Origin of the sequence: Paraburkholderia sp. C35 (genome assembly GCF_003121405.1) — a bacterium.
In the GTDB taxonomy this organism is placed as follows: Bacteria; Pseudomonadota; Gammaproteobacteria; order Burkholderiales; family Burkholderiaceae; genus Paraburkholderia.
In genome coordinates, this window is sequence record NZ_QBUY01000034.1 from 24922 (window position 1) to 44549 (window position 19628).

Genomic DNA, 19628 nt, shown 5'->3' on the forward strand with positions numbered 1-19628 from the left:
ACGAATGCGAGGGGTACCAGTGAGCAACGGGAACACTACGACGCCGGCCTGGCAAACGGTGGCGCTCCATGGCTGATCCAACCACCGTCGCCGCTGTCGCGGCCGATCCATACGGGACCATCAAACTCATCGCCGCTATCGCCTCGCCCATGGTGTCCGCGATCGCGATCGGGGTGTCCGGCTTCATCGCGTGGACCGCCATCAAGACGCCGCAGAAGGATCGGGAGAGCAAGAATCACCTCGACCAGGCGATCCTGTCGATGCAGCGCGCGCACGCGGCGCTGACCAACGATGGTCGAAATCCGCATGCCGAACCGGATCGAGCAAACTGGCTGACGGCCGCGCGCCACATCGAAACTTACAAGAAGCTCAAGCGCGGGGTGACCGAACCGTCGCACAAGGTGATGTGCGAGGACCACGAGGAATACTGGCGTCATCGCGTATCCGATGCGGTTCAGATGTACGCCCTTCGCCCGAAGGGTTGGTACGAGGAGGACCGCGCCAACGGCCGCAACGGGTTGTACCCAGCGTCGCTGGTCATCGTGTACGGATTCGCGTCGTGGCCTGACGACAAGAAAGATCCGATCGACGAGGCAGACCTCGCCGCCATCGCGGAGGCCCACGACGTCCGCAAGGGCAACCATGGGTTGAGGGATTACCTCGAACGGTTCCCGGAGAACGCGATCCTGGACGAGGCGGACGCCAAGCGACCACCCCGCGCACGGGGTTAGCGCCGCATCGGGCGTGAGCTACGGAAAGGTTCTCCGATGGAGCCCCATTACTGATTGCTTCCGCACGGTCCTTGGCTGTGCGCGTGGTGGACTGCTAGACTGTATATCCATACAGTATTCTTGCTCTGCCCCATGAACACCGTCGTCGTCCCTTCCGTCCCCGTCCCGCTCACGGACGATCCGGCCGCTTTGCTGCTCGCGGAGGCGTTGGACCGCCTGCCCGCCGGGTTCCCGAGCCCTGCTCAGGATCACACGCAACGTCCGATCGAACTGAACGAACTGCTCGTGCCCCGCCCGCTGAGCACGTTCCTGTTCACCGTGGCCGGTGACAGCATGACCGGTGCCGGGATTTTCGACGGGGACAAGCTCGTGGTCGATCGATCGCTCGAACCGAAGCACGGGTACATCGTCGTCGCCTGCGTCGATGGGGACTTCACGTGCAAGCGCCTCTACAAGCGCGCCGGTGTCGTGAAACTGGTCGCCGCCAACCCCGCCTACCCGCCCATCACCTTCGGGGATGGTCAGGAAATGACGGTGTGGGGCGTGGTCACCTGGAACCTTCGACAGGTGCTGCCCACCCGCATGCCGGGGTCGTCGTGAGCGCGCAGGTCTTCGCGCTCGTGGACGGGAACAATATGTATGTGTCATGCGAGCGCGTGTTCCGTCCCGACCTCATCGGCAAGCCCGTGATCGTCCTGTCGAACAACGACGGGTGCGCGGTCGCTCGCTCCCAGGAGGCGAAAGACCTGAACGTCAAAATGGGTCAACCGTGGTTCCAGATCCGCCACCTGGCGGAGAGCCACGGGCTGATCGCCCTCTCGTCGAACTATGCGCTCTACGCCGACATGAGCAGCCGCATGATGGCGATCGCAGGTTCTTTTGCACCTCAACAAGAGATTTACAGCATCGACGAGACCTTTCTGGACTTCTCGAACCTCGCGCCGGCCGTGCCGAACCTCACCGTCTACGGTCATACCATCCGCGACCGCATCCTCGCGTGGATCGGGATTCCGACCTGCGTCGGAATCGGACCGACGAAGACGCTCGCGAAGCTCTCGAATCACATCGCGAAGAAGAACGTCGGCGGGCGCAACTGGGGTGGGGTGTGCGACCTGACCGCCCTGCCCGAGCCGGAGGTGGACGCCCTGCTCGCGCAGATTGCGGTTGGCGAGGTGTGGGGCGTCGGGCGCCGCCTGCGCGACCGCCTCACCGCCGACGGGATCAACACCGCGCTTGCTCTGAAGCGCGCGGACCCGACGTTCATCCGGTCGACCGTGTCCGTGGTGCTCGAACGCACGGTTCGCGAGTTGAACGGCGTCGTGTGCTACCCGCTCGAATGCGAGAGCCAGCCCCAAAAGCAGATCGTCTGCTCCCGGTCGTTCGGTGCGCCCGTGATGGCGTTCGATGACCTGGCGGTCGCGCTCCGGGACTTCGCCGCCACCGCCGCCGGGCGGATGCGCAAGCAAAACCTGAAAGCCGGCGTCATGCTGGTCGAGTTGCAGGCGGAAGGGGTCGTGCAGGAGGACCTGTTCGCCCCGACGTCCAGCAAACGGGACCGGCTGATGGCTGCGCTGGACGCCGTGAACGACCGATTCGGACGGAACACCGTTCGCGTGGGGAGCATCGAAGGTCACCAGGCGTGGCACATGAGCCAAAACGCGAAGACGCCGAGCTACACGACGGACTGGGGAGACCTGCCGGTGGTGCGGTGATGCCCTCTTGAAAGTCGTCGCATGCAGGATTCGATCTGCTATATTTTTTTAGCAAACGGGGCGGACAGTATGCGTTTTGGGCAAGCGCTTGCCTCGGGACCACACGACAAAAACGATTTCCGAGGAGCACGCATGTTCACGGGGCAATACCGAGACATGGCGCAGGCGTTTCACAGCCGCGCGCCCAACACGTTCAAGGCGTTTCAGCACCTTCAGATGGCGTTCGACGACGGTGCGAAGCACATCGGACGGAACAACAAAACGCTTTTCGGGCGTGACAAGGGGCGCATGGCGTTCGAGAAGATTCGCACCAACCTGGGACGCTCGATCATCGCCATGCGTGCCGACGGGCTCCTCGTGCCAAGGGCGACGACGGCGCAGGTGCGCGAGGTTCTACGCACCGAACTCCAAGCCTTCTGCCAAATGACGCCCGCGTGGGATCGTGCCTCCACCTTCATCGCTCTGTTCTTCGACGGGGAGGATTCACCCATCCAGGAAATGCTCGAGGATCAACTCGAGATCAATCCGGGCTAAACACGATCGCGGCGCTCAGGTCATGGCGGTCACGATGTGCTGCTGCATCCGATCGAGGAGCGAATCCGCGGTGATTTTTGATCGCCCAAGCCGCAGTTCCCGGACGCACTCCGGTTCGGTCGCGATCGTGATCGCCAGCGCGTTTTGCACGAGCCGGTAGAAGGTCGTCGGGTCGTCCGGCTCGATCGCTTTCTCCGTGTGGAAGTAGTCCAGGTCGATGTCGAGGATGTAGGGCTCCGCTTCGGGACCCAGCACCCCGTCCGCCTGCGCCATGCGGGTCAGCGTCGCCAGTTCGTGGTCGAGGTAGGTGGATTCGAGCACCCCATCGTAGCGTGCCCGCACGCAACGATCGTTGTGGATAGGTTTTTTGCAGTCGATGGCGTCGCATCCCCCGTAGGTGCCGTAGACCTCGGCGTCCGCGATGTTGTCGGTCTGAAGGTTCACGACGAACGCGCGCGACAGGATCTTCGCCTGGACCGCGGTTCGGATGTGCTCGTCGTGCTTGAGATCGTCAATGGCCGCCATGACGGTGGCCTCGACCTTCCAGTCGATCGCTTTGATCATCCCGGGTAACAGCGCGTCTGTCGCCGCGGTGTTTCGGTCGCCGCCGTGCGGGTGGACCGTCCAATATCGATGGTCGTCGAAAGGCGCTTCCAGATCGGTGTGGTGGTCGAGCGTGATCAGCGCCGGTACGATTGCCGGATTGTTGCGCCGAACCTCCGCCCAGCCTTGCAGGACGTGGTGGTGCTTTTCGACAATGTAGACGTCCTTGCCGGCGATCTTGAGTTGCTGCTGAGCCATGGTGCGATGCGCGTGTGCGTGGGGGCATCAGCATACAACGCCGCGGTGCAAAACACCCCCGCTGGGAGCAGGGGCGGTCGCTGACGCCTGCGTTGCGAAGCGCGGGGGATCACAACCGATGCCGCACGCGCGCGACCGGTGCCGGCGTGTGGGCAGGTGCCTGAGCCTGCTCGGTGTCGATCGCCGCGCGCAGTGCCTGCTGCTCACGCTCCACGATGGTTTTGTGGACGAGGTTCACGCAGTTCCGGACCCTCTCCGTCGCCTCGAACTCGCCACGGTGTTCGGTTACAGGCATCGGTGTTGCCAGGCGGTCTTCTGCGTGCTGCCATGCCGGCCCCTGCCTGGTCAGTTCCAGATCCGCGTTCCGTTTGATCAGGAGTTGTGCGCTCGGTAGTTGACCATCGCGAACGGCGATCGCCAACGCGGTGTTCCCATCCTTGTCCAGCGCGTCCACGGGTGCCCCATAGTCCAGCAAGGTGCCGATGTTCGTCTCGGACCCCTGCGCCGCCGCGTGGTGAAGGGGCGTGCGCCCGTGCTCGTCCAACCCCCGTGGTCGCGCGTCAGCACCGTGTTCGAGGAGGAGTTTCAGGTTTTCCTCGTGGTTCAAGAGCGCTGCCACGTCAACCACTGAGCCCCGGTGTCCGCATCGATTCGGGTCGTGCCCAGCCTCGAGCAGCGCGCGGGTACTGTCGGGGTCCTCCATCCCCACGGCGACATGGAGCAGACCTTCATGGTCCCAGTTTCGCGCATTTTTCACGGCGTCCGCGCCGTGTTGCTGGGTGACGGCGAGAAGGTCCGCGCGGAAGTCTGCAGGATCTCGCCGTTCCGGGTGGTTGTAGAACAGGGTGTCGAAAATCTCGCGGTCAAAAAAGGGTTCCCGCATAGCGCCTCCTCGTGGGATGTTGGGTGCAACGCAACCCAGGTTACGAGATCCATCGCCCGCGTCAACCGAGCCCAAAAGCAAAACCCCCGCTGGGGAGCGGGGGCGGTCGCTGACGCCTGCGTCGCGAAGCGCGGGGGATCACAAGCGCTGCCGCACGCGCGGTGCCGGTGCCTTCGTCGGTTCGGCACCCGGGATCTCGATACCGAGCGCCCGGTCCGCCTCGGCCCGCAGCACGGATTGCTCGTACCTCACGCGCCGCTCGTTGTCCCGATCGTTGATCGCGGTCTGGACCTTCTGCGACGCCTCCGACGTTCCGTGGAGCAGCGATGCGTAGCTCTCCCGGTACGTGAGCCGGTCGGTCGGAAGATGGTTGTTCTGGTCCCGGATCGCCGGGTCGGCGCCCTGGTTGATCATGAACTGCAGGGTGTGGTCCTCCTGCCCCTGGTACGCCGCCCAGTGCAGCGGGGTCATGCCGTTCGCGTCGGGATGATTCAGCGCGTCCGCGCTCGCCCCCCGGAGCATGTAGAGCAGCGTATCCCTGCCCTCGTCCGTGCTCGCAGCGATGTCGATCGGGGACCGCCCGTCGCGATCCCGCAGGTTCGGGTCCGCGCCTGCCACGACCAGCATGTCCGTCGCGCTGCAGTGGCCATGCTCCGCCGCGATGTGCAACGGCGTCCGGCCGCGGTAGTCCCGAGCGCTGAGGTCCGCGCCCCGGTCGATCCAGTGCTCGGTCCAGTAAATGGTGTCGTCGCTGGGCTTCTCGCGCAACGTGTAAAAGAGTTGCAGGGTCTCGTGCGAGCGTTTGTCCTTGCTCATGTGGAATCTCCCATCAAAAAGAAGTTGAACGTGCCCGCCGTCGGATGACGACGGTGCTTACCCCGGACGGGGTGACGTGCTGCTTCCCGGATGGGATCTCGATCGCTGCGGTCGTGAAGACGCCGCCCGATGGGGTGATCTTCTCGTACCGGGCGCGCGTGTCAAGATCTCAGTGCGCTCGCCTCGTCCGGTATATTTTCAGAACGCCATCACCGATTGACCTGCTTATGCCGACCCTTGATGACGTCCGCTGGACGTTCTGCCTCGCCGACATCGAATCCACGGGCAACGCCCAGCGCGTGCGCGCCTTCCTTCGGGACGTGGTGGAACCCGCCCTTGCTGCGCTCGACGCCGACATCGAGCGCTGGGCCAACGAGACCGAAGGTGGGGCGCCCTTCGCCCACCAGGACGCGAAAGAGCTACTGCGCTCCACGACCGAAGCGTTCTGCCTGGCGATCCATTCGCTGTTCGAGCGCCAGATCCGGCGATGGCTGGCCGGTTGTGTGTACGCCCTCGCCCACTCCAAAGAACGGATCGAGCGCGCGCAGGGCGGCAACCTGAACGCCATGAACGTCTTGCTGAACGAGGTGCGGGGCGTTCCGCTGAACGCGTTCGACAGTTACGCCGACCTGCAGCGGCTCCAACTCCTGGCGAACGCGTGCCGCCATGGGGACGGGGATTCCGCCGCCCGGCTCTACAAGCGTCACCCGGAGTTGTGGCCGGACTGGCCACCGCTGCCGATCATGTTGCCGGGGCAAACCGAGCCTTACGTGTACACCGGTCCGCCCACGTTCGACCGCATCGTCGTGCCGCGACAATGGCTGCGCGATTTCGTGGATGCCGTCGCCTGGTTTTGGGAGGACGTAGAGGTCATCCACTGCAACAGCCTGCCCCGTCCCCACACGGGCGCCGACCACCGCCTGGCGGTTCTGCATCAGGCGCGCGCCGGCCGTCGGAAAACCGAGTTACATACGACGTGATCAGCCCGCGCCCGTGCTAACGTCCTTCCGACGGAACAACATGAGGAGAGCGGGATATGGACGTCGGTTGGTTTTTGCACGAGCGGGTGCGATTCATCCGCCAACTTTACGAGCGCTCGTCCGTACCCTTCGTCGAACGGATGCGGATGATCCGGGACGAGGTGCCTCCTTTCGAGCCGCCTTACAGCGAGGACGGGGAGCCTCCCTTCCTTGAGGAATGGGGGATCGACGATCAGTCGCTGCACGTCCTCGGCTACGCGTGCGTGTCGATGCTGTCCGACACGTTGAAAGTCTTCTTCGCCACCTGGGACCGTTTGATCGGTCTGCCGCGCGACCCGCCGATCAAGAAAATCTTCAAAGACCGCGGGTTCGTCGCCGGCTACACCGCCCTGTTCGACGCGCGCTTGCGCGTGAAGCTCGCCGACAGCGGTGTGGACCTCGACCTGCTCGAGCAGATCGTGCTGCTGCGGAACCGGGTCCAGCATCAGGAGCACCTGTCGCTGATGCGACCGAGCCATTCGGAAGCCGACCTCGCAAAGATGGCCAAGCCGTATTTCCTCGACGATCACGAACGGCAAAGCCTTGCGGAAAACGGTGGTGACCGGGAGACCGCTTGGTTGATGGCGCCCAGCGTGTCGGTCACCGGTGAGCAGTTGATGGGTGTCCTGGACGCTGTGGACCGGCTGGCCGACTGGATGGACACCGCTCTCGAACCGTTCCGCTACGGGCGCGGTCAGCGCTTCGACCCGGTGGTGCCAGAAGCCACCTGAGCGGTTTGGACGGGGACGGCGCCGGGGTTGAGGTTTCCCGGGACCATGAAAAACCCCCGCCGGGGGCGAGGGCACGCGCTGACGCCGGTGGCGCGGAGCGCTAAAGCCGAGCCCGCATCCTCGGACGGAGCGGTTCGGCGTGCGCCTGCCCCTGCTCCGCGGCCATCGCCTGCCGCGCTTCGTCCACCGCTTGCCGCAGGGTCTCCGCGTCACGCGTGCGGACCATCTGCATCGCCAGGGTGTCGTGCCCCCCGTGCTGTTTCTCCATCGCCCGCCACATCGGGGTCGCCATCGTCGCCGCCGGCTGAGCACCGTTCGTCAGGAGCTTTTCCACGATCGCCGTGTCCTTGTCGTTCAGGCGAAGCGACAGCGCGGTGTTGCCCTGGTCGTTCAAGGTGTCAAGCCCTGCCGGGTCGCCACCGCGTTGCGCCATGCGACGCGCGCAGTTCACGTTGCCCGTGTAAGCCGCCATGAACTGCGCGGTGGGTCGAATCGTACCGAGGGACGGCGGGATCGGCATGACCTTCGCGTCATCGCAGACCGCCTGCGTGTCGGGACGCGCCCCGTAGTCGAGCAATCGGTCCAGGACCGCCGGATCGTGCTGGTCGGTCACTTTGTGCAGCGGGGACCATTCGCTCCTGCTCGAGGTCTTGGAGAGCGCGTTCGGGTCCGCCCCGTGGTCCATCAAGGTCTTGACGAACGCCACCGAATGCCCCCGCTCGACCGCGTACATGAGCGGGGTCGAGCCGTGCCCCATCGTCGTCTGCGCGGAGGCGCCCGCTTCCAGCAAGCGCGTCGCCAATGCGACGTCGCGTCGCTCGAGCGCAAGTTCAAAGGGACGCTTGTCCTCCCACATGCCCCGCCCGTCCGGGTTGGCGCCAACCTCGATCAAGCACATCGCCCGGTACGTATCGCCGCTCTTGATCGCCGACTGCAACGGCGTGTTCCGCATCTCCTCGACGTGGAGGTCGTGGTATCGGGAGGGTTCGCTCTTCGCGTGGACGCTTGGGTCCGCCCCGAGTTCCTTCGCCAGGACGTGCATCATGGTCTCGCTGTTCGCCTCGAAGAACGCATACCGCGTCGCCCCCACCGCCGGATCGTGCTGGTACGTGTTCGCCAGGTCCGCGTGCTTCCAGGACTGGCGCAAACCGTCGATGTCGTCGAGGTAGACTTGGTCGCGCAGGAGCATCGGGTTTTTGTCCAACGCCTGCGCGGAGGCTCCGGTGGGAACGGGGAGTCCCGGTTCCGCTTCGCATGCGTTCAACAGGTTGACGACCATGCCGTGCCGGACCGCCCGCGCCGCTCCCGGGTTCTGCTCGGGTTTCAGAGCCTCGTATCGGTCCCGCGCGATGTCCAGCGCGGTCTGCCCGTCGTCGTTGCGCGTGTCCGTCGCCACCCCCTGCCCGTGCACGAGGTCGTACACCGTGCGCGCGTCGTAACTGTTCTCGCCGGTCATCTGCGCTACCACACGGTGCAACACCGTGTTGCCGTTCTCGTCCAGGTCGTGAACGCCCCGCAAAGCCTCCTTATCAAGGTCTTGGCGCTGGGTGATCGCCTGGTGCGCGAGGGGGAGCCGTTCAAGCTCCTCGCGGGTCTTCGGATGCTGGACCATGGTCTCCTCCATGTGGATTCAGGTGCATCAGCACCTGGTGTGAACGGACAAAGGGCTGGGGACCGCCCAGCCCAAACGGTTACAAACGCGGACGGTTGCGCACCGCGGGGCGAGCCTGGACAGGTTGTGCTTGCTCCACCTCGTCCGCCGCCTCCCGGAGCGCCTGGGTTTCCTGCTCAACGCGGAAGCGCAACACCTTGCCGGCCGCTTCCCGGACACGCGGGTTGTCGGAGTGCACGTAGCCGTGCCCGAAACGCTGCCAGTCGGGACTTCCCGTCAACGTCTCCACGTCCGCTCCCCGTTTGAGCAGGCGCTCGGCCGTTTCCGGTTGCCCCCGCCAAACCGCGGCATGGAGCGGGGTGTCGGGATTCGTTTCGCTGACCGGTTCGTTTGGTTTCGCGCCATAGTCCATCAGGACATCGACGACACCGGGCTGCGCGTCCACCACGTTGTACAACGGTGCGGCCCCGCCGCTGTGATGTTCTTGGGGATCAGCACCCGCGTCCAGGATCCGTTTGACCATGAGGGCGTCGCACCTTGCCGACACGGCCAGGTAAAGTGCCGGCATTTCTTGCCCCTCGGTCTGGACACGCGCGTTAGCGTCCAGCAGGTCGTTCGCCATGTCCGTGTACTTCGCCCCCTGGTTAATACGCCCGAGCGCCAGCATCAGCGGACGTTGACCATCGCCGATGTCGATATCCGCGCCGTGCGCCATCAGTCGGTCGAAAACCTCTTTCTTACCCTGCCTGACCGCTGCCTGCAGAGGCGTGTCGAGCCGGTCTTCCCGTCGCACTCCGGTCACCGGATCCGCTCCACGCAGATCGTGCGGCGTTTCCTCCCGATAGGTCTGGTTCACGTCCGCCCCAGAGCCCACGAGCAGGGCCCCCATCGAGCCGGATTGCGCCTCGTGCAGCAGGTTGGAGGTCGGCATGGCGAAGCGTTCGAATGCGTCCTTCACCCGTTCGTGCTGATCGCGTTGCACCCATTCCAGAACGTCCTCCGGTTTCGGGGCATTTTGATCCCACGACGGTTTGCGGCGGTCCGGTACGATGATGTCAGTCATGCTGGTGGTCTCCTGCGCCGTGGGCGCTGTTGTGGTGGGGAACTACTGCTCAACCCACGTTACGAAACTGAACGGATTCCACAAGGGGGAAACGAGAAAAGTAACGGAGGGTTACAACGTTTCACGACCAGGGTGTGTTGCACCTGCCGATGACGAAGAAAGGGCTGGGTTTCCCCAGCCCTGCCGATCACAAACGAGGACGGTTGCGCACTGCTGGACGAGCTTGGACGGGCGGCGCCTGCTCCACCTCGTCAGCGGCTTGCCGGAGTGCCTGGCTTTCCTGCTCCACCGCCGCGGTTTGCACCTTCGCGATGGTCGGGTTTTGACGGACTCCCTGGAGCATGGGCGCTGCCAATGCCAGGCGCGGTTCGGCACCCCGCTTCAGCAGGAGATCGGCGAGCGGAGCAAGGTCCTGCAGCGCAACGTTCGCCAGCGGGGGATTGCCTTGGTTGTCCAACGCGTCCACCTCCGCACCGTAGTCGAGCAGCGCCTTGGCGGACGTCACGGCGTTCGGCGACAGGGTGTCACCGTGCCGCACGCAGACCCTGTGCAATGGCGTTTCTCCAGAGACCGGGGAGACCACGTTCGCGTCGGCTCCCGCTTCGAGCAACTGCGGAATGCGTCCGCTTGCGACGTCCATCAGCGCCGGTTGACCGAACTTGTCCGTGCAGTTCGGATCGATGCCTTTGCTCAAGAGGTGTTTCGTCATCGATGGACCGCTCAACCTTGCGTTGTCTGCCCAGGATGCCACGCTGAGAATGCTTTCACCGTTCTGACCGTGCATCGCTCCCACCCCGTCCGTGCCGTAGACGTCCACCAGTTTGTCGACCACTTGGGTGTTCCCTCGCTCGATCGCACGTTCGATCAACGGTTTTTCGCCGCGACCGCGTTCCAACGACGCTCCAGCGTCGAGCAGGATCTTCACGCATGCGTCCACGTTTTGTTGGCGAACGTCTTTCGAATCCGCGTATCGCGGTTCCATGGCGAGTTCCAGTGGACGCCACCCGACGTACTCACCCTTCCGCCCGTAGGACTCGTAGTACGGGACCGGCATTTCGAGGTCCGCGCCGTTCTCCACCATGGTTTGCACCGCCTCGGCATTGCCAACCAGGCAGTGGTGATGGAAAGGTGTTCCGACGCAGCCGCTGTACTCTTCTTTGAGATTGACGTTTGCTCCGAGTTTGATCTTGTGTTCGATCTCCTCGCGGGTCTTCGTCGCGTACAAGTTCGGTCGGTTTGCCATGCTGGGTCTCCTGCGCGTCAAACGCGCTCGTGTTGTGGGAACTGCTCAACCCACGTTACGAAACTGAACGGATTCCACAAGGGGGAAACGCGAAAAGTAACGGAGGGTTACAACTTTTCACCATCGGGGTGTGTTGCAACTGCCGACGACGAAGAAAGGGCTGGGTTTCCCCAGCCCTGCCGATCACAACCCGCCCATCCTGATCCGCTTGCGCTCCGCCTTGGCCTCCTGCTTCGCCACGACCTGCTCCTGCTTGCGCTCAGCCCTTGCGCCGTCGACCAGGTCGTGCGCCTGCTTGATCATCCGTTCGGCGTGGAGGTTGGTCCGGCCGTCGGCCGCGTGCGCGATTTCCAGGGCTTTGGTTGCGGGGCCCAACACACGATCGTCGTCTTCATCGGTGCTCACCCAGTTGGCCACCTGAGTTTGCGAAATCGTCGGGTGGTTCAATGCCAGCGCCGGATCCGCGCCACGTTTGAGCAGCACTTTGACCGCATCGGCCGAGTCGTGTCGGATGGCGCCGACCAGCGGGGTCTCGCCCAGCGTGTTTTTCCCGTTCACCGGTGCACCGTAGTCGATCAGCATTTTCACGTTCGCCGTGTTGCCGTTGCGTGCGGCAATGTGAAGAGGCGTATCGCCGATCCGAAGGTCCTCGCCGGTCTTGTGCCAGTTGATCGCCGCTGCGTCCGCGCCTGCCTCGAGCAACATGTTGACATTGTCGCCGTGAGCGCGACAGATAAGCGGAACCTCGTCGAGCCCCCGCTCGATCGACGCGCCGGCGTTGAGCAGCGTCTTCACCGTGTCGGTGCGGCCGCGGTCCAACGCCAGGTCGAGCGGGCGTAGCCCTTCAACGTCCTCCCGCTCGTACTCGTGGAACGATTCGTTTTCGGGATGATATGGAAGCCCAATGGGCACGGGCGCCTCGAGGTTCGCCCCGTGTTTGATCATGGCTTCCACGACGGGGTAATCGATGTCGTTGTTGCGGCACGCGGTTTGGAACGGGGACATTCCGTTGATGCGATCGACAAGGTTGACGTCGCCGCCCATTCGAATGCCTTCTTCGACCTCGTCCGCCGTCTCTGCGCGGTGCAACTTTATCTGCGCATCGCTCACGTAAGCATCAGGTCCGCGGTCGTACGCGTCCTTGATGAGGTTCTTGATGTGAGCATCACCGCCACCCGCGAGCCCGTGGACCGCTTGCAGCGTATCGATGTTGCGATCAATGTACGTGTCCCACGTGTTCCCCTCCGTCCGCGCTCGTAGGAACCAGCCGCTTCCATGACCGGTGGACCAATCGTGCTGGTCGAGCGATGGGTGCTGCAACGCTTCGGTGGGACGTGCTCCACTTTGGATCAACCACTGCGCCACATCTTTGCGATCCTTCAGGATCGCAAGTACCAGCGGCGAACGTCCCTGATCGTCCTTCGCCTCAAGGTTCGCGTTCTCTTCGATCAACATTTCCATCATCTGCGCTGCGGGGTATGACGTCACCGCCGCATGAAGAGCCGTTTGTCCACCGCTGGTCGGATCCGGGGCGTTGGGGTTCGCGCCGTGGTCCAGCAGTTTTTCCATGATGCATTCATCACCAAACGTGCTGAAGAACCCGTTACGCTCCACAGCGCGATTGAGAACGGGTTTCTCGTCCGACGTGCGTTCGACGGATGCGCCCGCGCTGAGCAGGACGCCGACGTTCTCGTTCTGCTCATGGGCGATCGCCAGGTCCAGCGGTCGAAGACCTTGCTGGCCTTTCACCGTGAGCCATTCCCCGCCCTCATCGCCATACTCGTACTCGCCCGCAGCCTCCTGCTCCGGGGTCAATGCCACCTTGGGCACAGGTGCCTCAAGGTCCGCGCCGTTCCGGATCATGGCGTTGAGGGTGTCGCTGCCGTGATAGCCCCACAAGCAGGCTTGGTGAAACGGGGAGTGCCCCCGTTCGACGTCGATGCGGTTGACGTCGCCGCCCTGGCGAACCGCTTCGTCGACCTCGTCGCCCGTGGTCGCGTGGAACAGCGCTTCCTGAGCCTCTTGCGGGGTCAACCTTTTGGTCGTCGTGATGTCCATGCTGTGGGTCTCCTGGGGCAGAACGCCCGCGTGGTGGTTGTGGAACTGCTCGGACCACGTTACGACACCCGCCGCCCAGGTCAAGGGGGTACGCACATTTGTAACGCAGGGTTACAACGGACCTGCATCCAGGTGGCGTTGCACCTGGTCGGATGGGATCGCCGTGCGTTGCGCGTCGTGGGCGTCAGCGGGTGCCTTCGCCTCCGGCGGGGTTTCACGCGTCGGGAGCCAACCCCACCATGAAGCGGCGATCGCCGCCCATGCCGACCCGCTTCGCGCCGTCCGCTTGCGCGTGAGCGCTCGAGGCAAAAGGGTCGGTGAGCCCGACCCTTTCGTTCCCGCCGGCACCTCGCACGTCATCGGCGTGCTGCCGCCTTCGTGCTCGCCTTTGCCTTCTTCCTTGCGGTCTTCTCGGGCTTCGCCGTTTTCGACAGATTTCCCGACTTCGCCACGGTGGTTGCTTGGCGAGGCGCCTGAGCCGTGGTTGCCGCTTGTTTGCCATTCGCGGCTTCCTGTTCCGCCTGCAGCCTCGCCTGCTCACGCGCCTGCTCCTGAGCGCGTGCCAGCATCGCCCAGTCGTCCGGTCCGAACGTCTGACGCAAGCCCTTCAGGTCGCCGCGCCGGAACGTAAAATCCGCGCCTTCTGCGATGACGATCGGGACGGTGCCGTTCGCCACCGCGTCCACGAGCGCAGTCGTGCCCACCATACTCACCGCCTCCGAAAACGTCACGTAGTCGCGCAACCGGCTGCGCAAGGGATCCTGCGTCAGCACGATGTAGCGCGTCATGCGCGTGCGCTTGAGCAAACGCTTCGCCCGGCTGCGCGTGGCCATGCCCGCGGTGTCGTGCCCCCACGCCTCGCACGCACCGTTCAGGCGCTGGGTCGCTGCGTCGATCGACGCGAGGTCCGGCAGGACGAACGGGTTCCCGATGCTGTCGATTCGGTCGTCGTTCATGCGCCACCTCCCGGACGTCGCGCCCGGCGCAGCGCCACGGTGTCCCGATGCGCGTGCACGTCCGCTGCCGCCACCCACCAGCGTCCGCCGTCGCGGACTCCGTCCAGCACGTGGTCCCGGACCATCCGGTAGATCTCCGCCGACCCGGAGTAGCCGACGATCGCCGCCGTCTGGTCGAGCGAATACCGGTGACGAAGCGGGTTGCTCCCCGCTTTCCGGAACGCCTCGACGTCGTCCTTCTGTACGTAAACCTGGGCGTGCCCGTTCTCGTCGTGCAGGACCAGGTGTTGCCAGCCGCGGGTGCGCGCCAGGTGCAGAACCTGGTCGTCGCCCTCCAGGTCGAGCGCCCGACGCACTTCTTCCGCCGTCATCGTGTTCGGGGACGTGGTCTCGCTCGCGATGAACTGGGCCACCTGCTCGTCCTGAAAACGCGGACCCGGACGCCCACACCGCCCACGACCCGGCAGACGCGGCGCGGTGCGCAAGCGCCCCGCTGCCACCAGTCGAAGCACCAGTGCCCGGCTGATCCCCAGCCGTTTCGCCACGTCACCGCATCGCATGAGCGCCGACGGGTCCGCCGCCGCGCTCGCTTCGATGAACGTCTCTACGTCGCTCGCCCGCAGCAGGAACCCCTTGGGTCGGCGACGCGGATTCGGCACCGAGGGGAGGTGCCCGCGGCGGACGTGATGAGCCACCGCTGCGCCCGAGGTGAGCTTCATCCGGCGCGCTGCCTCCGCCGCCGTGATGATCTCGTCCTGCTGGTCGCTCGTTGCGACGATGTTGTTCGTGCCTTCCATGTCTCCCCCGTCTCATGTGTGTCTGCCCACCGTTTGGAGGTGGGTCCTGGTTTGAGACTAGCGGATGGCATTTGCATGTCAAACGTTACGGCGAGTATTTTTGCGTTGCGCTGGGGGATGCTGGGTGCATTGCACCCCATCGGGGGTTGACGCGCTGCCTGGGTGATCTAATCTTGCCGTAACATCATCAATGAACGGCTCGGCCGGGCCGGGGAGGATCGTATGCAGGATTTTTCGTCGCTGGACACGGCGCGCAACGCCGGTGGGACGTTCGTCGCACCCGCCAGGGGTTGGCGCGGTGCCGTGTTGCGCTTCAAAGCGTTTTACCTGTCGCCGCGGGTGCCGGCGATCGTGCGCGTGAAGCGTGCGGTCTGGTCCGCCGTTGGTCTGGCGGTTGCCGCGCTGGTGGTGCAAGGGATGCCCCCGTCCCGCCCGTCGGTCGTGGTCGCCCCGAGCACGTTCGTTGCACCACCGCCCGCCCCGGTGCCGCCGGTCGCCGCGCCCTCGCAAACGCCGCTGGCGTCGCAGTACACCGGAATCCCCGAAAAGGACCTGAACGCGAAGCGTGACGCGTGGGTCAGCCAGACCCAAGCCATGGCCGCGGACGCAGAAAAGCGTGCGCCGGGGTCCGTCGGGGCGTATCAAGCCCGGAGCTTCGCGACCTTTCTCGCGGAGCACTGCGGGAAGCCGGGCGGGTGCCTGAAGAAGTGAAGGTCTTCTTCGCGACGCGGTGCGGAGGCGCCTGGCGGCAGCACGCCGCACCGCGTCGCGGAAAGTGGGAACGCCCGGGGAAACCCGGGCGTTTTTCATGGGGTGAGCGGGTCCGCCGCGATCCAGCGGGAGCGGTCGCCGTACAGGTCATCGATGGTCGCCACATCGTCCGTGCAGTCGAGGTCGAAACAGATCCGCTCGGATTCGCCCTCGACCAGACGCACCCACGGATCCACGATCCAGCGACCGTCCACAACACAAAAATCGTGACCTCCGGCGATCTGCGCCAGCCGTGAGCCGGGGTTGTCCTCTTCGAAGAAGCCGACCACCGCCGCGCGACCGGGGAGCGCTGCCGCCACGTGCCGCGCGTAGTTCGTGCAGAGCAGCGCCGACGATCCGTCGGGGAACACGCTGCAAAGGTCCGGGCGGGTGCCCGCCTGCTCCATCGCGCGCGCTTCGTCGTGCGTGAAGCGGTTGCCCTGCTGGTCCTCGAGGAGGATCCCGAAAGCGTCGTCCGACCCGAACGACGCCTCCGCCTGCTGTTCGCTGAACATGCGGAGGCTCAAGGGGTTAGTCATCGCTGGGGGCGACGCTGTGCCCGCTGCCGCACGACATCGAATAGCCGTCGTCATGCGTCACAAAGAACCGCGCGGCCGTCGTGGACTTCTGAACGCGCATCACAAACGAGTGCTTCCAAAGGGCTTCGTTGACCTCGTCCTGCAGGTTGCGGTGGTTCCAGCCGTGCAAGCCCGACAGGCGAACGTTCCACAAAGCGCCCTTCCGGTATTGCTCGACGGTGGGACACGCCACGCCGTCGGCTTCGAAGTTGCCGAGGTAGCGGCGGTACACCGCCTCGCACGCACGCGTGACCGCTTCGTCCGAATGCTCCCGACTGGTGTGCACGCTGTCCGCGCCCATGCTGACCTGCTGGAACCCTTCGGGTGTGGTCGTCATGTGGTAGACCGACCCTTTGTAGTCGATGCTCCCATCAAAATACGATCCGGAAAAACCGCCCACGACCGCGTCCACCTGTTTCGTGTTCGGACCGTCCACCCAACCCACCCGGATGCTCGCGCCCATGCTGTAGGTGCTGCTGCGCACCGAGAACTTCACGCCCGGGAAGGCTTCTTTCAACGCTGCGCGAACGAGCTTGGCAGTTTCAGCGCAGGAGAGGTAAAGGGTCGTGCTCATGGTCGTGTCCTCAATCGGTGTTGGTCGTCGGGTCTCAAAACGTTGCAGACGTAGGAGCCTGGGGTGCGAGGAACCGCGCGGTCTTGCAGGTTTGCGTGCTGATCGGTTGGTTCGCGGTCATGGCTCTTACTCCGTTCGGTGGTTGTCGTTGCTGCATCCGTTATCGCCTGGCGGATAAACAGGACAGAACGCCCACGAGGGCCAGGGGGCTCACCGGATGCCGCACGCGCGGACGACGTAGGAGGACGGGAACGGGAGAGGAAGCGCGAAGCGAACCCCTTGCCCTGGACAGTGGGTGGGCCGGTCCTATCCGTCGGTTAAGGCGAAACGGAGCAGCAGACCCCCGGGCGGAAGCGGACCGTGAACCAACGAGCTTCGATCAGCACGACCGTGGCGAAGAGCGCCGCGGTGAAGGGGATGCCTTCGGGTGTTGCCGTTGGACCTGCCGTTGATCGACACGGGCGGGATTCACGCACGATGTCGGCGTCGAGCGCGAATCGCGGGAGGCGACAGAAAACCGAGCGGTGAACCGCTCGGTCTCGATGGCGGGCATCTGGGTTGGTCTCCTCCCTTTGTACGGATCGGATGATTCCCCCGATCTCCCGGCGTACGAATGCCAGGAGCGCCCCAGAAGTCAAACGCCCACCGTGAGGTGGGCGTCGATCGGCTCAGCACGGTGCGGGACCGTACCGGGTGTGCATCACGCTGCCTTGCGTTCGTCGGTCGGACGGGGCACCAGCGCGAAGTCGCGGACCAGGTCGTCCAGCCGGATGTGCATCGTTTTGAGCAGCGGGCCGTCGTTGAACTGGCGACCCTGAATGTGGAAGTTGTCCGCCGACACCATGATTCCCGCGTCCTGCGGTACCGTCTTCGTGCGGCGCTCGGTGAAGCCGCCGGCCGGGTTCTGGTCGTAACCGATCCAGATCGTTCGTGCGTCCATCAACTTCACCCAATCGAAATGGTTCGCGCGCGCCTGCGCCGCGACGCCGAGGATGTACAGGGCTTCGTCCGACGTGAGCGTGAACTCGCCCGTCAGGGGAACCGCTGCAGCCGGGTGGTCACGGTAGACCGGTTGAGAATAGGTCTTGTTCGACGGGGTGTTGCGCGTTGCGATGTAGGGGGTGCGGTCCATGCTCATGCTCCGATGTTGGGGAAGAGGAGCCCCGGAAACCGTAGCGTCCGGGGCGGTGGTTCGATCAGTGCTCGCTCGCGAGGAGCAGGATCCAACGCGGTTTCACGACTTCGCCGTATTCCGCGAACATGCGAAGGGGCTTGCTGAGGGGGTAGGAATGCGAGGTGTAGACCTGGCGGTGAATGACCGGGCCGTTGCCGGCGCCGATCACCAGTTCGCCCGATCCGTCATCACGCGGGGTGAACTCGACCATGAAAAACCCGTCGTGTTCTGCACGCAGCACGATGACCGCCAGGGCATCCGTGACCAGCCAAGCCAGCCCGTTTTGCATCAGGTAATGAACGCCGTCCGTCGCCAGCGCGTCGCGCAGCAAAATGCCCAGGTTGTAATAGTTCTCGGTGCCGGTGAACTGCGCCAAGGTCAGTGCGTCGATCGTCGATTCGCTCATGGTCTTGCTCTCCTTCAGGGTTGATGTGTTCGAGGTGTTCTCACCTGCTTTGCGGTGAGCCTCGGGGCGCGAGGAACTGCGCGGTTGTGCGCCGTACGTGGTGGGTTCGATGCTGTGCGTCATGGTCTTGCCCTCCTCGTCGGTTTCGTTGCACCTGCTCTGTGGAGCCGCCTCGGCGTGGGATGAGCGAGACCTGGACCGGGGTCATGGACGTTGGTGCAAGCCGCACGCGCCGATCGACCAGAGGGAGAGAGGGGAACGGGTGAGACAACGAGCGCGCGATTCCTTGACCCCATCAGGGACGGGTTGAGCTACACGTCGAAGAACAAGGCGGACCACCCAGCAGGTGGAACGTGACGAGGATGGGGACGCACGGCATCACGGGTGAACCCACCACGCCGCGGTGACGCCGCGGGTGCCTGTACGCCTTCCCGGGGTGCTCGATGGCGTTGACGTGGGTGTTGCCGGGATGGGGTGACAACCCCATTGGGGTCGCTTGCGCTCCCCTGGCACGCCGCTTCGCGCAGCCTGCTCGCGCGGCAGGGTGAAACGCACCTGATCACCCAGGTGCCCGCCCGAGCCACCGAAGGTGTCTGCGGGTGCGTGCCCGCCTGTCCGGGTTTGGGTTTCCCGCAGGGTGAGGGTCACGCCCACCCGAGGGTGGGCGCCGCGCTCACGCGCGTTCGACCTTGACGCCGCCGCGCGGACCCATGGCGAGGACGAAATCGGGGTATTCAGCGAGATCGTCCTTCGACGTTGCGATGTGGATCGACGCTTCCAGCGGGGAGTTGCCGAAGCGGTCAAGTTCCTCGTTCGTTTTGCGGAACGCTGCGATCGCGTCCGCCTTGGTCGTGTGCTTCACCGCGTCGGTGAGGTAGTCGTTGCCCATTCGAAGGTAGTACGCCATGCTGTTTCTCCTGTTGCGCTGCTCGGTGGAGCCGCCATGACGTGGAATCAGCGAGCCGTGGCCCGGGTGCCAGGTCGGTGCCGGATGCCGCACGCCCGCAGGGATCGGGAGAGGACACCGCGCGCCAGCGGGTGCCTTGCACCCATCAGGGACACGGGGAGCTACACGTCGTCGTTCACACAAGGCGGACCACCCCAGCAGCGCAGAGGAACGGGAGGGTTGGCAACAAACCTGCATGGGGAACGCCCACCAGAGCGGTGAGCGTTTGCGAAAACAGGTCGTA

21 protein-coding genes are annotated in these 19628 nt (G+C 64.6%); 7 read left to right on the top strand and 14 right to left on the bottom strand.

Annotated elements, in window-relative coordinates:
- The first annotated feature begins 68 nt into the window (after positions 1–68).
- The 4 genes from DK391_RS20885 to DK391_RS20900 all read left to right on the top strand — a co-directional run bounded on the left by DK391_RS20885 (position 69) and on the right by DK391_RS20900 (position 2977).
- Positions 69–731 (top strand): hypothetical protein, encoded by a 663-nt coding sequence (locus DK391_RS20885; protein WP_109479887.1) that lies wholly within the window; start codon positions 69–71, stop codon positions 729–731.
- A gap of 132 nt (positions 732–863) precedes the next feature.
- A complete protein-coding gene (gene umuD, locus DK391_RS20890; RefSeq protein ID WP_109479888.1) occupies positions 864–1331 on the top strand; it encodes a translesion error-prone DNA polymerase V autoproteolytic subunit in 468 nt (155 codons plus the stop codon).
- The gene (locus DK391_RS20895) at positions 1328–2443 is read left to right on the top strand and encodes a Y-family DNA polymerase (RefSeq protein ID WP_275426828.1); all 1116 of its coding nucleotides are present in this window, start codon (positions 1328–1330) and stop codon (positions 2441–2443) included. Before umuD ends, DK391_RS20895 begins: the two co-directional genes overlap by 4 nt.
- Positions 2444–2464: 21 nt before the next feature.
- Positions 2465–2977: a hypothetical protein gene (locus DK391_RS20900; RefSeq protein WP_109479889.1), complete on the top strand. Its 513-nt coding sequence runs from the start codon at positions 2465–2467 to the stop codon at positions 2975–2977.
- Between the two features lie 15 nt (positions 2978–2992).
- Here DK391_RS20900 and DK391_RS20905 read toward each other — a convergent pair whose 3' ends face one another.
- The 3 genes from DK391_RS20905 to DK391_RS20915 form a co-directional block, all read right to left on the bottom strand.
- Positions 2993–3778, bottom strand: coding sequence for a UPF0489 family protein (locus tag DK391_RS20905; RefSeq protein WP_109479890.1), 786 nt, complete (start codon positions 3776–3778; stop codon positions 2993–2995).
- Between the two features lie 109 nt (positions 3779–3887).
- Positions 3888–4661: an ankyrin repeat domain-containing protein gene (locus DK391_RS20910; protein WP_109479891.1), complete on the bottom strand. Its 774-nt coding sequence runs from the start codon at positions 4659–4661 to the stop codon at positions 3888–3890.
- Positions 4662–4799: 138 nt separating this feature from the next.
- Positions 4800–5477, bottom strand: a complete 678-nt coding sequence (locus DK391_RS20915) for an ankyrin repeat domain-containing protein (protein ID WP_109479892.1) — start codon at positions 5475–5477, stop codon at positions 4800–4802.
- Positions 5478–5521: 44 nt separating this feature from the next.
- Between DK391_RS20915 and DK391_RS20920 the strand changes: the two genes are divergently transcribed.
- Together DK391_RS20920 and DK391_RS20925 are read left to right on the top strand one after the other, a co-directional pair.
- Entirely contained in the window at positions 5522–6457 is a 936-nt protein-coding gene (locus DK391_RS20920; RefSeq protein ID WP_109479893.1) for a hypothetical protein, read from the top strand.
- Positions 6458–6513: 56 nt separating this feature from the next.
- Positions 6514–7227: a hypothetical protein gene (locus tag DK391_RS20925; RefSeq protein WP_109479894.1), complete on the top strand. Its 714-nt coding sequence runs from the start codon at positions 6514–6516 to the stop codon at positions 7225–7227.
- Positions 7228–7327: 100 nt separating this feature from the next.
- Here the strand turns inward: DK391_RS20925 and DK391_RS20930 are convergent, their stop codons facing one another.
- From DK391_RS20930 to DK391_RS20955, 6 genes are all read right to left on the bottom strand, one after another.
- Entirely contained in the window at positions 7328–8839 is a 1512-nt protein-coding gene (locus tag DK391_RS20930) for an ankyrin repeat domain-containing protein (RefSeq protein WP_162600878.1), read from the bottom strand.
- 79 nt (positions 8840–8918) lie between these two features.
- The gene (locus DK391_RS20935) at positions 8919–9902 is read right to left on the bottom strand and encodes an ankyrin repeat domain-containing protein (protein WP_109479896.1); all 984 of its coding nucleotides are present in this window, start codon (positions 9900–9902) and stop codon (positions 8919–8921) included.
- Between the two features lie 187 nt (positions 9903–10089).
- Positions 10090–11145 carry an ankyrin repeat domain-containing protein gene (locus tag DK391_RS20940; protein WP_109479897.1) on the bottom strand — a complete coding sequence of 352 codons (1056 nt, stop codon included), beginning with the start codon at positions 11143–11145 and terminating at the stop codon, positions 10090–10092.
- Positions 11146–11328: 183 nt separating this feature from the next.
- On the bottom strand, positions 11329–13203 hold the full coding sequence (locus DK391_RS20945; RefSeq protein ID WP_109479898.1) for an ankyrin repeat domain-containing protein: 1875 nt from the start codon (positions 13201–13203) through the stop codon (positions 11329–11331).
- Between the two features lie 356 nt (positions 13204–13559).
- Entirely contained in the window at positions 13560–14159 is a 600-nt protein-coding gene (locus tag DK391_RS20950; RefSeq protein WP_109479899.1) for a hypothetical protein, read from the bottom strand.
- Positions 14156–14956: a hypothetical protein gene (locus DK391_RS20955; protein ID WP_109479900.1), complete on the bottom strand. Its 801-nt coding sequence runs from the start codon at positions 14954–14956 to the stop codon at positions 14156–14158. The genes DK391_RS20950 and DK391_RS20955 overlap by 4 nt, the downstream gene beginning before the upstream one ends.
- A gap of 222 nt (positions 14957–15178) precedes the next feature.
- Here DK391_RS20955 and DK391_RS20960 point away from each other — a divergent pair, with 222 nt between their 5' ends.
- On the top strand, positions 15179–15667 hold the full coding sequence (locus DK391_RS20960) for a hypothetical protein (protein ID WP_109479901.1): 489 nt from the start codon (positions 15179–15181) through the stop codon (positions 15665–15667).
- 95 nt (positions 15668–15762) lie between these two features.
- Here the strand turns inward: DK391_RS20960 and DK391_RS20965 are convergent, their stop codons facing one another.
- The 5 genes from DK391_RS20965 to DK391_RS20985 form a co-directional block, all read right to left on the bottom strand.
- Positions 15763–16221 (bottom strand): hypothetical protein, encoded by a 459-nt coding sequence (locus DK391_RS20965; RefSeq protein WP_109479902.1) that lies wholly within the window; start codon positions 16219–16221, stop codon positions 15763–15765.
- A 16-nt stretch (positions 16222–16237) separates the two neighbouring features.
- A complete protein-coding gene (locus tag DK391_RS20970) occupies positions 16238–16858 on the bottom strand; it encodes an LPD29 domain-containing protein (protein ID WP_109479903.1) in 621 nt (206 codons plus the stop codon).
- Between the two features lie 700 nt (positions 16859–17558).
- Positions 17559–17990 carry a hypothetical protein gene (locus tag DK391_RS20975; protein WP_109479904.1) on the bottom strand — a complete coding sequence of 144 codons (432 nt, stop codon included), beginning with the start codon at positions 17988–17990 and terminating at the stop codon, positions 17559–17561.
- A gap of 64 nt (positions 17991–18054) precedes the next feature.
- Positions 18055–18561 carry a DUF6876 family protein gene (locus DK391_RS20980; RefSeq protein WP_239482899.1) on the bottom strand — a complete coding sequence of 169 codons (507 nt, stop codon included), beginning with the start codon at positions 18559–18561 and terminating at the stop codon, positions 18055–18057.
- 550 nt (positions 18562–19111) lie between these two features.
- A complete protein-coding gene (locus DK391_RS20985) occupies positions 19112–19345 on the bottom strand; it encodes a hypothetical protein (protein WP_162600879.1) in 234 nt (77 codons plus the stop codon).
- Positions 19346–19628: the final 283 nt, after the last annotated feature.